This window comes from Cognataquiflexum rubidum (assembly GCF_022538115.1).
GTDB lineage: Bacteria > Bacteroidota > Bacteroidia > Cytophagales > Cyclobacteriaceae > Cognataquiflexum > Cognataquiflexum rubidum.
Genome location: NZ_JAKZAL010000019.1, coordinates 49,484 through 62,976, shown reverse-complemented (window position 1 = coordinate 62,976; position 13,493 = coordinate 49,484). Strand labels below are relative to the sequence as shown.

At 41.8% G+C, this 13,493-nt stretch carries 10 protein-coding genes; 8 read left to right on the top strand and 2 right to left on the bottom strand.

Going from position 1 to position 13,493, the window contains the following annotated elements:
• The first annotated feature begins 1 nt into the window (after position 1).
• From MMU05_RS17885 to ggt, 8 genes are all read left to right on the top strand, one after another.
• Entirely contained in the window at positions 2 to 1,183 is a 1,182-nt protein-coding gene (locus tag MMU05_RS17885; RefSeq protein WP_241143046.1) for an acetyltransferase domain-containing protein, read from the top strand.
• 185 nt (positions 1,184 to 1,368) lie between these two features.
• Entirely contained in the window at positions 1,369 to 4,524 is a 3,156-nt protein-coding gene (locus tag MMU05_RS17880; RefSeq protein ID WP_241143045.1) for a glycosyl hydrolase, read from the top strand.
• Between the two features lie 54 nt (positions 4,525 to 4,578).
• Positions 4,579 to 5,874 (top strand): M20 family metallo-hydrolase, encoded by a 1,296-nt coding sequence (locus MMU05_RS17875; RefSeq protein WP_241143044.1) that lies wholly within the window; start codon positions 4,579 to 4,581, stop codon positions 5,872 to 5,874.
• Between the two features lie 212 nt (positions 5,875 to 6,086).
• Positions 6,087 to 6,893 carry a sterol desaturase family protein gene (locus tag MMU05_RS17870; RefSeq protein WP_241143043.1) on the top strand — a complete coding sequence of 269 codons (807 nt, stop codon included), beginning with the start codon at positions 6,087 to 6,089 and terminating at the stop codon, positions 6,891 to 6,893.
• 37 nt (positions 6,894 to 6,930) lie between these two features.
• Positions 6,931 to 7,647 carry a hypothetical protein gene (locus tag MMU05_RS17865; RefSeq protein WP_241143042.1) on the top strand — a complete coding sequence of 239 codons (717 nt, stop codon included), beginning with the start codon at positions 6,931 to 6,933 and terminating at the stop codon, positions 7,645 to 7,647.
• A 74-nt stretch (positions 7,648 to 7,721) separates the two neighbouring features.
• Positions 7,722 to 8,330 (top strand): helix-turn-helix domain-containing protein, encoded by a 609-nt coding sequence (locus MMU05_RS17860; protein WP_241143041.1) that lies wholly within the window; start codon positions 7,722 to 7,724, stop codon positions 8,328 to 8,330.
• Positions 8,320 to 8,667: a HepT-like ribonuclease domain-containing protein gene (locus MMU05_RS17855; RefSeq protein ID WP_241143040.1), complete on the top strand. Its 348-nt coding sequence runs from the start codon at positions 8,320 to 8,322 to the stop codon at positions 8,665 to 8,667. The genes MMU05_RS17860 and MMU05_RS17855 overlap by 11 nt, the downstream gene beginning before the upstream one ends.
• 45 nt (positions 8,668 to 8,712) lie before the next feature.
• Positions 8,713 to 10,410, top strand: a complete 1,698-nt coding sequence (ggt, locus tag MMU05_RS17850; RefSeq protein ID WP_241143039.1) for a gamma-glutamyltransferase — start codon at positions 8,713 to 8,715, stop codon at positions 10,408 to 10,410.
• 1,457 nt (positions 10,411 to 11,867) lie between these two features.
• Here ggt and MMU05_RS17845 read toward each other — a convergent pair.
• On the bottom strand, positions 11,868 to 12,773 hold the full coding sequence (locus MMU05_RS17845; RefSeq protein WP_241143038.1) for a class I SAM-dependent methyltransferase: 906 nt from the start codon (positions 12,771 to 12,773) through the stop codon (positions 11,868 to 11,870).
• A gap of 235 nt (positions 12,774 to 13,008) precedes the next feature.
• On the bottom strand, positions 13,009 to 13,443 hold the full coding sequence (locus MMU05_RS17840) for a hypothetical protein (RefSeq protein ID WP_241143037.1): 435 nt from the start codon (positions 13,441 to 13,443) through the stop codon (positions 13,009 to 13,011).
• Positions 13,444 to 13,493 lie beyond the last annotated feature (50 nt).

The window sequence follows — 13,493 nt, the reverse complement described above, 5'->3', positions numbered from 1 at the left end:
AATGACCACGATTTCTAACCCAAACCAAAGAATATCCTCTATTGATCTTGTCAAAGGTTTGGCGATGCTCATCATGGCATTGGACCATGTCCGGGATTATGTGCACGCCCCAGCTTTCCTATTTGACCCTGCAGATCCTGAACAAACAACTTTGGCCATTTTCTTCACCCGCTGGGTCACGCATTTCTGTGCGCCTTCATTCAGTTTTCTCGCAGGACTCTCTGCTTTTATGATCGGCAAAAGAAAACCAAAAAATGAATTGTCGGGATTCCTCCTCAAAAGGGGACTTTGGCTTGTATTTATTGAGCTTACCGTGATCAATTTTGGGTGGCTTTTTGATCTAAGTTTTGGAATCATTCTTTTACAGGTCATCTGGTCATTGGGAATCAGCATGATCGTCTTGGCGGGTTTGGTTTACTTACCCCGCAAAGTCATTTTGATTTTTAGCCTTATCCTCATTTTTGGACATAACCTTCTTGATCCTATCAGTTTGGACAACTCAATTGCTTGGGCATTATTTCACAAACTCAATATTTTCATGTTGTCTGACAACCTGATGTTTGTGGTGGGATATCCGATCATCCCTTGGATTGCAGTGATGTCGCTCGGGTTTTGTTTCGGTGACTTTTACGACAAGTCAGTGGACAGTTCAAAAAGGAGACAGACATTTAATATAATCGGGATGGGTGCCGTTATTCTTTTTGTAGTGCTGAGGTGGACCAATGTCTATGGAGATCCTGTCCTGTTTCAGCAGTACGATAGACCCAGTCAGGATCTGGTTTCATTCCTGAATCCAACCAAATACCCGCCTTCACTATTGTTTCTCTTGATGACTTTGGGAGGGACTTTACTCCTTTTGGCCAATTCGGAAAAGTGGAAAGGAAAGCTTGTGGATTTTATCTGCACCTTCGGTAGGGTTCCGTTTTTTTTCTATATCATCCACATTTATATTATTCATTTGATCGCAATAGGTTTGGCGACTATGACAGGGTTTGTCTGGGAAAAGAACATGGTTTTGGCGGCATGGGGAGCAATCGAAAATCCGATTCCCGGCTATGGGTTTCCGCTTTGGGTAGTATATGTTGTCTGGATTTCGGTGATTCTGGTGTTATTTCCTCTTTGCAAAAAGTTTGACAGTTATAAGCAGGGTAATAAAGACAAATGGTGGCTCAGCTACTTTTGAGTTTATCCTGTAGAAATTCTCACCAATTGAAGGATTAAAAATGATCTTCGGTTTAACCAAAGAATGATATCTAAATATTAGATACGGTTCTTACTTTAAATTCAAATTGAGGTATATTCAATCCTTAGACCCAGATTAAATTAAAATTCTCATGTGTTTGAATTTATAAAATGAAATTATCAAAAATGAATAGTTTTAAACATTTTCTCTTTTGTTTTCTCCTTTTACCTACTCTTGGTATTGCGCAGCAGACCAATCATGCCGAGTATTTAAATCAGCTTGATTTCAGATTTATAGGACCTGATGGTAACCGTACCATTGCTGCTGTCGGCGAACCAAACAACCTCATGGTCATGTATGTCGGTATGGCTTCAGGGGGTCTTTTCAAAACAGAAGATGGGGGGACCACATGGCGGTCTATTTTTGATGACCAGGATATATCTTCTGTTTCAGCATTGGCATTGGCACCTTCGGATCCAAATCAGGTATGGGCAGGGACGGGCGAAACTTTCCTCATCCGTCCGGCCCATGCAATGGGTAATGGGATCTATAAATCCACTGATGCCGGCAAAAGTTTCCAACACATGGGTCTGAAAGAAACATCACGTATCGGACAGATTGTGGTACATCCCAGAAATCCGGATATCGTCTATGTAGCAGCTTTGGGCCATACCTATGGTCCACAAAAGGACCGTGGGGTGTATAAAACCACAGATGGTGGAAAGACTTGGGAAAATGTACTTTTTGTCGATGAGCTTACCGGTGCTGTAGATTTGGCATTAAACCCACAGAATCCTGAGATTATATTTGCGGCTTTTTGGTCAATAGATATCAAAACATGGGGGCTAAACAGCGGAGGTGCAGGAGGCGGAATCTACAGGAGTAAAGATGGAGGAGCTACCTGGGAGGCCTTGAAAGAAAAGGGATTGCCCGGTGGAAAAGACAATCCTGTCGGCAAAACCTCAGTCGCCTTAGCATACAGCAATCCAAATGTCGTCTATGCCTTATTTGAAATGGACAGTCCCCAACTTTGGAAATCGATTGGTGGCGGAGATACTTGGGAACTGACCATGATCAATCATGACATCAATGAGCGGGCCCCTTACTACACAAAATTGAGGGTTTCCACAGATGATCCTGATGAAATTTACTTTGCTTCTGTAAAATTCAGTACCTCTAAGGACGGAGGCAAAACGCTTGCCAATGCAGGCTATAGGGCAGGAGGGGACAACCATGATATTTGGGTTGATCCTTTAAATCCTGACCGAATCCTGGTCGCACATGACGGAGGACTTGGAGTGACGTGGAACAAACAGAAAACTTACAAACAGCATGTTTTCCCCAATGCCCAGATGTACCATGTATGGACTGATAATCAGATTCCTTACAATGTCTATGGAAACCGGCAGGATGGCTATTCTTACCGTGGCCCAAGCAATAGCCGTCAAGGAAGTATTCCGCTTGGACTCTGGCAGGCTGTTGGAGGTTGTGAGAGTGGGTGGGCTATCCCTGACCCTGTAGACAACCATATAGTTTGGTCGGGATGCTATGATGGCGGACTGCAGGTATACGACATGCGAACAGGACATGCCCGGGACGTTCGCGTTTGGCCGGAAGCAGGATATGGTTGGGCTCCAAAGGACATGCGCTACAGATGGCATTGGTCCTTTCCGATTTTTATCAGTCCTCATAACCACAAACGGGTCTATGTTGGAAGTCAGTTTGTACATATGACAGAAGATTATGGGCAAAGCTGGAAAATCATCAGCCCGGACCTCACCCGAAACGACAAATCCCATCAGCAGTCTTCGGGAGGAATTGCGACAGATAACCTCATGACTTTTGATGCCTCGGTACTTTTTGCCATTGCCGAATCTAAGATTGAAGACGGACTCATTTGGACCGGAAGCAATGATGGTTTGGTTCAGTTGACCAGAGACGGCGGCAAAACATGGACCGATGTCACAGAAAATATAATGGGAAAACCTGAGCTTGGGACAATTTCCAGCATTGAACCATCCCGGCATCAGGCCGGAACGGCCTATGTAACAGTCGATGCACATCAGTTGGGAGACTTTGATCCCTATATTTTTAAAACATCTGATTATGGAAAGACTTGGGAAAAAATCAGTGGGGGAATAGAACGCTCAGAATCAAGTTTTGTACATGTCACGAGAGAAGACCCAAAAGTCAAAGGCATGCTGTATACAGGTACCGACAAAGGCTTATATATCTCCAAGGATGATGGGATTACCTGGTTCAGACTTAGGAATAACCTACCACCGGTACCGATTTATTGGTTGACAATCCAAGAGGAATTCAATGACATGGTCATAGGTACCTATGGAAGAGGATTCTATATTTTGGATAACATTGGGTCAATCCAAGAATTGAATCAGGAGGTTTTGGCAAAGGAGGTACATCTCTTCGATCAGCGGCCTGCTTACAGGTTTCAGGAAGTTCAAGGTATCAAAACGGAAGGCCGGACCATGACCACGGGATCAAATCCCCCATATGGCATGGATATCAATTATTATTTGAAAAATCCGGCAAAAGAGGTCAAAGTGGAAATTTTTGATAAAGACGGAAATCAAGTCAGAACCATCAATGGTAGAAAAGATTTAGGCGTAAACAGGGTTTGGTGGGATTTGCGTCATGAACCAACGCTCCAACCAAAATTATTGGTTGCGCCGCAAGATAAACCTTGGGTAAAATTAGAAGGCAGGGAATTCAGGCCGCTTGTTACTTGGGATTTGGATCTTTATCGCGGACAGTTTGGGCCACGGGTTATTCCCGGTGAATATGAAATCAGGATAACTGTAGATGGGCAAACTGTCAGTCAGAGGGGAAAGGTCATCAAGGACCCAAATACTGCAGGAACAATGGAAGACATTCAAAAACAAGTTGAATTCTCTTTGAAACTGAATGCGGCAATGAATGAAGTGGTAACAGCAATCAATGAGATTGAAATCATCCGCAACGAACTTGCACAATTGACAATGATGAATGACGATAAACAAATAGCTTCCAAAGCAAAAGAACTTGAAGAAAAAATCTTGGAAGTGGAAGGAATGTTATTTGATGTAAACTTGACCGGTGCAAGAGAAGATGCCTTCCGTTATCCGATGAAACTTTATGGAAGGATAAGCGCATTGGCAAGTGATGTTGGAGGTTTTGGGGCAGATTTTAGGCCGACCAATCAACAGATGGAAGTCTATGGCCAATTCAGGAAGCAGCTTGATGATATTCAGGTACAATATAAAAGATTGATGGACCAAGAGATCCCGAAGTTCAATCAATACCTATTGTCAAGAGATATCCAAACGATTCTAAAAAGGTGATTTTCAATTGAAACTACAAAAAAGCAAATGGGGAAAATGAAAAATTCTTTAAGTATGAAATCAATATTACTGACAATCATTTTGGTATTGTTTGCTTTTCCAATATTTGCTCAAGTCAAGGTCAATGAGAAACGTATTGAACAAAGAATTTTTGAATTGGCAGAGTTTGGGAAAAATGAAAAAGGGGAAAACTATCGGGTAGCTTACAGTCAGGGAGATATTGAAGGAAGGGCTTATTTCATGGACCTGATGCGAAAAGCAGGGCTGGAAGTTCATGTTGACTTTGCAGGTAATATCATTGGGAAAAGGGCAGGTATAGACCCTTCCAAAAAACCCATTGCCTTTGGTTCACATATCGACATGGTGCCCAATGGGGGAAACTATGATGGCGCTTATGGATCCATTACAGCGCTGGAAATCATTGAAGTTCTCAATGAAAATAAGATCATCACCGACCATCCGCTGGAAGTGATTATTTTCCAAAATGAAGAAGGCGGATTGGTTGGCAGCAGGGCATTGACCGGCAATTTGAAAAAGGAATCTTTGTCCCAAAAGTCTGCCAGTGGATTGACACTGGAGGAAGGAATCAGGGCCATCGGAGGCAATCCGGATAGGTTGGGGGAGGTAGTCCGAAAGCCGGGCGATTTGGCGGCTTTTATTGAAATCCATATCGAGCAGAGCAAAGTATTGGAAAGCCGCGGGGTCGAAGTGGCCATTGTCGAAGGCATTGTTGGTATCGAAGAATGGGACATCACTGTCACCGGGATGGCCAACCATGCAGGAAGTACACCCATGAACGACCGTCAGGATGCGCTGATAGCGGCCTCCAAACTTGTGCTTGCTGTCAATGAAGTGGTCAATAGCTATGAAGGATCCCAAGTAGGAAGTGTGGGCAAAATCTCTGTGCCTTCAGGCGCACCCAATATCATTCCGGGAAAGGTGGAAATGAGCCTGCAGATGAGGGACCTTTCTTCAGAAAAGATCATGAAAATGTTTGCGGATATTGAACAAAGAGCGGCACAGATAGCCAAAGGAACCAAAACCGAAATCAAATTTGAATACCTTAGTCCAGGTGCAACACCCACTATCGCCAGCAAGGAAATCCAGGATAAAATGCTGCAGGCAGCACAATCTCTAGGCATATCCTATATCAAAATGCAAAGCGGGGCCGGTCATGACGTGCAGGAAATGGGTAAATTGGGGCCGATTGGACTTGTCTTTATCCCAAGCAAAGACGGCATCAGTCACAATCCCAAAGAATATTCCTCACCTGCAGAAATGGCATACGGAGCCAATGTGATGTTGCAAACGGTACTGTTGTTGGACAAGGATAATATGCCAAAAAAATGATATTGATTGATACTGGATATTGATTGATATTGGGGCACCTGAGAATTGATAAGGTTAGGGTAGAAATAAGGGGGAAATTCATTAGGATAAAGCATTTCCATTTGGAAAAATATCCACGAATATCTAATATCCACTAATATCTATACCTATATATCTAATATCCACTAATATCCAAACTCCTAACAAAAGAAAATTATCATTTAAGAAATAACATGGAAACAATAGAATACCTCCTTAGCATTGACATCAATTACATCGCTGCTGGATTGATCGCACTGTTTTTTACTTTGGAACACATCCTCAGCACACAGTTTTCCTTCAAAGAAAGAGGAAAGCATTTTTGGCACAGCTTCCTGTTTCAGGTGGTATTCTTAATCGGGAATTTATTTTGGGCAACCATCTTCGTTTTCTGTATTGAATGGCTTAATCAAAACCAAATAGGAGTTTTCTATATGCTTGAAATTCCCCTTTGGCTGAAGCTGATTTTAGGTATTTTAATTTTGGATTTGGGTACATATTGGTTTCATAGAATTTCTCATCTATCCCCGCTACTTTGGAGATTTCACAGGGTTCACCACAGTGATACTACCATGGATTCATCTAACTATTTCCGTTCCCATCCGATTGAGGTATTGTTTTGGTTTGGAAGTGCACCCATTCTGATGTCGGCCATTTTCGGATTGGATCTTTTTACTATAGGGGTTTATTTTTTGGTATTGACCCCTTTTCTGGTCATTGAGCATTCTAATCTCCGCTTTCCGGCCTGGTTGGACAAAACAGTAGGATTGGTCATCACCACACCGAATCTCCACAAGATCCATCACGATCAGGATCAACACTATACCGACTCCAATTTTGCGGACATTTTTATCCTTTGGGACAGGATTTTCGGGACTTTCAAATACAAACCTGCTGAGCAGGTCAAATTGGGATTGGCTGAATTTGATGAACCAAGAAAGCAGACTTTCTGGTATTTGGTTCGGGTGCCATTCCTGACGATCGATAAAAAGGTCAAATAGAAAGCCAAAATTTAATCACCAGCCTAAAGAAGATGATATGACCCAAGTATCAACTATCAATACTAGAAATATCATTTTCTCTATGATATTGCTATTTATTGTTGTACAGATCGGCTTTCATGCCTCGTATATTCAATATTTCCCAACGTTCAAAGAATTTACCTGGCTGCATCATATACATGGAGCATTGATGGCTGCATGGGTAATTTTGTTGGTGTTGCAACCTGTATTTATCCATACCAAAAAATTTGCAGCCCACCGTTTCTTTGGAAAGCTATCGTATGTACTTGCTCCACTCATGGTGATCTCCACGATAATAATAGCAAGAGTCAGTTATCATAAATGGGTTGGAGCTTATTCTTCTGAAGAAGTATTTTCTTGGCAGTCAGTGACATGGATGCAGTTATTCTTGTTTGTCTTGTTTTATTCATTGGCCATTTTCTATAGAAAACATACATTCAGGCACATGCGGTTTATGATCGGAACTGCCATAATTATGGTTGGTCCCAGCCTGAGTAGAATATTAAATGCATATCTGGACACTTCTTTGGAAATAGATTTTGAGTTGATTCCATTGTATTTTAAGACAGGTCTGGCGGCTGCTTTATTGTCCTTGGATCTGATAAAAAAGAAAGATTGGATGCCGTATACCATTATGCTTTTTTCATTTCTTTTTGCTGATTTGGTATATCATGCCCGCTACTCTGAGGTCTGGCAATCATTTGGAAGGTTTGTGGTGCAGTGGCTTTATTGACAATTTTACAATCCTTGGGCCCTTGTGCTTATTTTAATTTTTTGTATTTTTGACAAAATTAGTCAAAATAATTTTTGTCAAATATTAAGGAAAAAATGCTAAGCCTCGGAGAAACCATCAGAAAACTGAGAGAGGAAAAGGAATTACCTCTTCGTACAGTCGCTGCTTATCTCGATATTGATCAGGCCATTTTGAGCAAAATCGAACGCGGACTAAGGAAGCCAAGCAGGGATTTGGTGACCAAACTCGCTGCCTATTTCAATGTTCCTGAAAAGGATTTGATGTTGGCATGGTTGGCTGATAAGGTATTGTATGAGATGGCAGATGAGGAGATAGGTTTGGAAGCTTTGAAGGTGGCGGAGGAGCGTGCTTCATATTCGGCATTTCAAAAAATCGACCGCAATGAAATATTGAAGAAGATACAAGATGGTATCAGCAAATTTCAAAAAATAGAAAAGGCATGGATTTATGGATCCTTTGCCCGGAAGGACGATGGACCCAAAAGCGATGTGGACATTGCTGTACAAGCAGATCAGTCTTTTTCCTATTTTGATTTAGTGGAAATACAACATGAATTGGAAAAAATCATCAACCGAAAAGTTGACATCGGATTTATCGATTCTTTCAAGCCTTTTATTTTCGAGCATGTAAAAGAGGATCTAAAGCTGATATATGAAAGATAGGCATTTGGATAGTCAAAAGAGGTTGGAACAAATCCTCAAAGCCATTTTAGAAATTGAGAAATATGTTGAAGGGGAGAATCTGACAACTTTTTGCGATAATGGACTGGTGCAAGACGCGGTTTTGATGCTATTTATTGTAATCGGAGAGTCAATCGATTATGTTGAAACCGAAAAATTACTTAAATATGACTATCCTTGGTATAAGGTTAAGTCTTTCAGGAATATGATTGCCCACGAATATTTTAATATCAAAATGATCGCTGTTTGGGAAATCATCCAGAAAGACTTGCCTAAATTGAAATCAATGGTTACAATTATCCTTGAAACGGAGTTTTAACTGTTTTGAGTGCTCGATTTTATTTTGAAATAGCCTTTCCCAAATATGAAAAACTTCAAATCCAGAATACTCCAAATCCTCTGTTTAGTCACCTTCTTTTTCAGCCATTTCAACCTCGAAGCCCAGACTTACGGCCAAAACGGCATGGTCGTCTCCGACAATGTCCTTGCTTCGGAAGTGGGTATCGACATTTTGAAAAAGGGCGGGAATGCCATCGATGCGAGTATTGCAACAGCTTTTGTTTTGGCAGTGACACATCCCGAGGCAGGCAATATCGGTGGGGGAGGATTTATTGTTTTTATGAAGTCAGACGGCGATGTCACCACATTTGACTTTAGGGAAAAAGCGCCGCTCAAAGCAACTCCTGATATGTTTCAGGACGGTTCGGGTAACCTTATAGAAAATGCAAACCACAATGGCTTAAAAGCAGTAGGCGTGCCGGGAACTGTCGCCGGGCTTTACCTCGCCCACCAAAAATACGGAAAATTGCCTTGGGTGGACTTGGTGCAGCCATCTGTTGACCTTGCCAGAAATGGTTTTCCAATGACTTGGGGATTGTACAAAGTGGCTTTGGATATGGAAGATTGGGATGATTCCTATGATATCATGACCAATTATTTCCGAAATGCGGCAGGAGAGATCATCCAACCGGGAGAAACATGGACGCAACCGGCTTTGGCCAACACCCTTTCAATAATCCGGGACAAAGGTCAGGATGGATTCTATAAGGGTGAAGTTGCCGAAGAAATAGAAGCCTACATGAAAGCAAAAGGAGGGATCATCACCAAGGAAGATTTGGCAAAATATACCGCTATTGAGCGCAAACCTGTCAAAGGAACCTACAAAGGTTACGACATCTATTCCATGCCGCCTCCGAGTTCGGGAGGAGTCGCCCTGATCGAGATGATGAACTTGATGGAACAGGCAGACCTCCAAAAAATTGAATTCAATTCCATGGCTTATGTGCATTTGGTAGCTGAAGCGATGCGAAGGGCTTTTGCCGATCGGGCGGAGCATTTGGGTGATCCTGATTTCAATCCTGAGATACCTTTGGATCGGTTGATGTCCAAGGAATTTGCCAAAAAAAGGTTTGAGAATATTGACATGAATAAGGCTTCATTGAGCGATTCATCCAAGTTTGGGCAACTCTATGATGGCAGCAGTACGACACACTTTTCGGTGGTGGACAAAGATGGCAATGCCGTCTCCCTGACTTATACCCTCGAAAATTCCTATGGGGTAGGGATGGGTTCCTCCAAACTTGGTTTCATCTTCAACAATGAAATGGGGGATTTCAACCCTGTAGCCGGAGTCACCAACAGCGATGGACAGATCGGATCCAATCCCAATCTCATTGCCCCGGAAAAACGGATGTTGTCAAGCATGACACCAACCATTGTAGCCAAAGACGGCAAACCCTACCTGATCATCGGAAGTCCGGGAGGAAGGACGATCATCAATACGGTTTTTCAAACAGTGCTCAATGTCTTGGAATACAACATGCGGATCGACAAAGCCATCGAAGCCATGAAAATCCACCACCAATGGCTTCCGGATATGTTGGTCTATGAAAGACACCTGCTATCTCCCGATACCCGTGATGCTTTGGAGCAGATGGGACACAAGCTCCGTGGCGTCAATAACCTAGGTGTATTGATGGGAATCACTTACGATCCCAAGCTAAAAGTATATATCGGTGCTGCTGATTCGTCGAGTGATGATGGTGCAGCGGTAGGGTATTGATATTTTTGGATTGAATGATAGTGGTTTTCAAAGTCAGACCTTCAATTCAACCAATAAAAAAATGATCGTAAGAATTATTCCCAGCCATTTCTCTATTGGAGATCTCATTTTTAGAAGATTCATGACCGAAATCCCTTAATCTTTCCTATTCTTAACCATGGGCTGCGGTGCATAAAAATTTGAGAAAGTATGAAGTTCAGAGCAGCACCTTGCCCATGGCTATTGTTACTTCGCCCGCTTCGGGGCTATTTCCGGTTTTAGAATCCAATACTTAAAAATAATTCTTCTATGTAACCACCGCGGGGAGGAAGCGCAATTCCGGGCCGGCGAGGGTATGTGTGTGGGAGGATTATTGCGCTAGATTTTTTTGGTTACTTTTTGTATCATGACAAAAAGTGACACTAGAAATAGACATGTATTATTTATTCATAATGATTGAGGAAATAGAACGATAAGATTTTTCTACCATTTCGGTATTGTAAATTCTCCTTCTTGGAAGATTCGTGACCGAAATCCCTTAATTGTTCCATACTTAACCATGGGCTGCGGTGCATAAAAATTTGAGAAAATATGAAGTTCAGAGAAGCACCTTGCCCACGGCTATTGTTATTACGCCCGCTTCGGGGCTAAATCTCTTATAAATAGTATTTCAAAAACCTCTACTTTTCAATTAATCTTGTTATGGAACAACCGTGGGGAGGAAGAAATTTTACCGGGCCGGCGGGGAACAGTGTGGGGGAGGATTAAAATTTCTTGCCTCCCGAGCTATCGGGATGGTTACTTTTTGTGGTAAGACAAAAAGTGACTCAAGAATGAGACGCATAGAAAATTGGTATTGATGTAATTAGTGAAAATAAAGAAATCCATCCCAGCCATTTCGGTATTGGAGATTCTCCTACTTAGAAGATTCGTGACCGAAATCCCTTATTCGTTCCCATTCTTTACCATGGGCTGCGGTGCATGAAAATTTGAGCAAGTATGAAGTTCAGAGAAGCACCTTGCCCATGGCTACTGTTATTGCGCCCGCTTCGGGGCTGTAATCCAAAAGTCTTTGCTTTGTAAATTAATCCCAACCATTTCGGTATTTGAGATTCTCTTACTTATAAGATTCGTGACCGAAATACCAAACGCCCTTAAAACTTACCATGGGCTACGGTGCATATAGACTTTCCAAAGTAAAAATTCAGTAAAGCACCTTGCCCACGGCTATTGTTATTGCGCCCACTTCGGGGCTGTAATCCAAAAGACCTAACTTTTAAAATTCATTCAAACCATTTCGGTATTTGAGAATTCTCCTTCATGGAAGATTCGTGACCGAAATCCCTTATTCGTTCCCATTCTTAACCATGGGCTGCGGTGTATATAGACTTTCCAAAGTACAGGATTTAGTGAAGCACCTTGCCCATAGCTACTGTTCTTTCGCCCGCTTCGGGGCTTTAATAGATTCTAAAAAAAACCTATACTTTTTCAAATACCAACCGAAAATGATCCATGACTTCCTTTTCAAAACAAACCTTGTTTGGACTTATTTTGAAAACTTCAACCAAGTGCCTGAATTCTTTATCTGTAAAATACCTAGGAAGCAGTGAGAGATAGAGCAAATATTTTTTGAGATGAAACTTTCTGAATTTTTTGCGCCATTGGGCAATGGTTTCGATATAATCCAGTCGTCCACTGCTTTTGGAAATCAATTTGAATCCGGGCTGTGCGCAATTGATCACCATTTCGGGACCATAGGGAAGCCACGAACCGGGAAATTGTTTTACCATCAAGGCCATAATATGGGCGGGCGATCCTTTTTCCGCATTCACATCCATTTCTTCAAATTCGACCATATTCTTACTGAATGTCATGGTCTGCATGTAAAACCTTCCCCCAACAGGTAGCAAATCGTAGACTGTCTTGAAAAAATCACGATACACCTGTTCCTGCTTGCCCGCTTTCCAATCTTCCACCGAACAGAAATGTTCTAACCCACCAATGCAGACGATGGCGTCAAAAACCCCAAAATCCTCAGGTTTTACATAACGGCAATCTTTTACCAAGACATTATAGCCATTCTTTTGGCATGCATTTGCCTGACCCTGAGACAGCGTCAATCCTATACTTTCCGCACCTCTATCATCTGTAATATATCGGGTAAAAGGTGCCCAACCACAGGCCATGTCAAGGACTTTGCTGCCCTTTTTGATATGCAGACTGTCGGCGATAAATTTTTGCTTTGCTTTTTGGGCCTCTTCCAAGGTCATTGAAAAATCACCATCATATTTGGCACCGCTGTAATCTCCTGTTTCTCCCATGCTGAGTCGGAAGATTTCGTCGATGGTGGTATAGGTAAAATCTAAATCTTTTTGGTCAGCCATGATATTTTTTTAAAATCGTGATCAAATATTGTGTGAAACAAAAAATGCGGATATCCATGCAAAATGAACCGATACCAATATGAATGCTGGTGTTTTACTTTGTTTAAAGATAAATTTTTTGGCTGTATTTCCAATTCTTACCATGCACAATTTATCAAGCCAATGCCAAGAACTTTTGCAATTGGATTGCTTTAATAGAACCCGAAGTGAATTTATGGATTTGACAGTCTAGCTGTTAGAGATTTTCACTTGTTCTTGTTTTCATTATTGCCTTCGCAACACGAAGCTCGATATACACAAGAACGCCAACTATCATTATTTCCCCCAAAAAGTACGCAATCCCTAAGGCTGTAAGTTGCGGAAAATAGACGAGGACAAGCCCCAAAGTCAAAAAACAATAGAGCAAATTGGCAATTCCAATTACCCAGATAAACGGCACCCAATTCCGTTTTAAGAAGAGAAAGCACGAAGCCGAATAAATACAAAAACAGGCAGATAGGATCGAAAGGTAAGTCAACACTGAAACCGGCATTCCGATCAATTCATGGAAAGTTCTTAAGACCACAAACAAGGAAAGCGTGGTGAGCAATGCCCCCACGCTATCCACCAAAAACAAAATCCTTGGCTTGCCTGTCAGTTGAATGATGATATTATTTATGATACTTTTCACCTCAATTTAGTATTCATCGAAACCCAGATAAATTCTCTTTTGAATAGCTG